This is a genomic window from Roseateles sp. (genome assembly GCF_049240545.1).
In the GTDB taxonomy this organism is placed as follows: Bacteria; Pseudomonadota; Gammaproteobacteria; order Burkholderiales; family Burkholderiaceae_C; genus Paucibacter_A.
In genome coordinates this window covers 1-1,293 of sequence record NZ_JBMLSK010000002.1, presented here as the reverse complement: position 1 = coordinate 1,293, position 1,293 = coordinate 1, and the positions used below count along the sequence as shown (strand labels likewise).

Sequence of the window (1,293 nt, the reverse complement as noted above, 5' to 3'; positions counted from 1 at the left end):
TTAGCTTCAACAACGGCGTGGCCGGTGAAATCTGCCTGCTCGATCAGTTGTGGGGCGAGATGTTCGAGACCTTGAAGGATGAGGCGCTGTTTGCCACTGCCCGGCAAGACGATGAGTTGGGTACGGTGGTCTGGGGCAACGGAGCCGGTTTCGCCCCTGAGTTTCTTCTGGAACTGATGCAGCCGCAGCAGCGCCATGGAGCCTAAGGCTATGGCTATCTGCCACATTTTGAAGTTTTTCCACTCGGCGTCGGTCGGATAACCCGCGCCATGTTCAAATCTGAACCATAGTGGCGGACTGAAGCCCCAGCGCGCCGAACGGCCCGACCGTCCGGCCTGGCTCGCCCGGCAGTCCGTCACCAACAGCCACCAGAACCCGCGCCGTGCCGCAGCAAAACTGCAGCGGCACGGCGGTAGCGTGCCCAAGCGGCACTCCGCCTTCAGCAGCGTCTCTTCCAGACCCCCCGCCCTTGTCGCACACCACTCCCACCCCCGCAGCGCCCGCATCCAGGAAGAGATGCGCTTTTGACGCAGCACGCTCGCTGTGCCGACCATCAGCATGTTCTACGGCATCGTCATCTACATGTACTTCTTCGATGACGAACGCCACAAGCTCCCGCACATCCACGCGCGATATCAATGCGCAGAAGCTTCGTTTTCGATTCTCGATGGCGCACTCCTGTCAGGGAGCATTTCTTTGAGCAAGTCGCGCCTTGTCCAGGCATGGATAGAAATCCACCGAGACGACCTGATCGCGGACTGGCAGTTGGCTGTCAATGGTGAAGCGCCGCTGCCAATCGATCCTTTGCGTTAACACCCGGGAGCAGTTGATGGAACGTGTCGTATCGGTAGACACCCTCGATGGGTACAAATTGAACATCTTGTTCAACAACGGCGAGCGCAAGGTTTTTGACGTGAGCCCTTATCTTTCCAAGGGCTTGTTCGCGCGGCTGCGAGACCCCGAGCTCTTCAAACAGGCCTACGTCGCCTACGACACGGTGTGTTGGCCCGGAAATCTCGATATCGCCCCGGAGACTCTGTTTGATCGTGGGCATGCACTGCAACCAGAACTGACTACCAACCCGTGACTTCATTGGAAACCTGCCTCATCAGGCAGGCCAGCCCCACCCCGTGCCCCAATCCCCTTCACCCGCCCCCACCCCCCGCAGCGCCCGCATCCAGGAAGAGATGCGCTTCAAGGTGCTGCGCGCGCTGGAACAGCAGCCAGACCTCAGCCAGCGGCAACTGGCCGACATGCTGGGCGTGAGCCTGGGCAAGGCCAACTACCTGCTGC

General features: G+C 60.2%; 4 protein-coding genes. 3 read left to right on the top strand and 1 reads right to left on the bottom strand.

All coding sequences use genetic code 11. The features are described from left to right. Positions 1 to 560 (bottom strand): hypothetical protein (locus ACOVRJ_RS00085; protein ID WP_422041870.1); only part of this gene is annotated, 560 nt, incomplete at its 3' end. Here ACOVRJ_RS00085 and ACOVRJ_RS00080 point away from each other — a divergent pair. The 3 genes from ACOVRJ_RS00080 to ACOVRJ_RS00070 all read left to right on the top strand — a co-directional run. Then, a complete protein-coding gene (locus ACOVRJ_RS00080) occupies positions 559 to 813 on the top strand; it encodes a DUF4160 domain-containing protein (protein ID WP_422041869.1) in 255 nt (84 codons plus the stop codon). The genes ACOVRJ_RS00085 and ACOVRJ_RS00080 overlap by 2 nt on opposite strands. 16 nt (positions 814 to 829) lie before the next feature. Continuing rightward, positions 830 to 1,087 carry a DUF2442 domain-containing protein gene (locus ACOVRJ_RS00075; protein WP_422041868.1) on the top strand — a complete coding sequence of 86 codons (258 nt, stop codon included), beginning with the start codon at positions 830 to 832 and terminating at the stop codon, positions 1,085 to 1,087. A gap of 100 nt (positions 1,088 to 1,187) precedes the next feature. Continuing rightward, the coding region (locus tag ACOVRJ_RS00070) for a winged helix-turn-helix transcriptional regulator (protein WP_422041871.1) at positions 1,188 to 1,293 on the top strand (106 nt) is incomplete at its 3' end.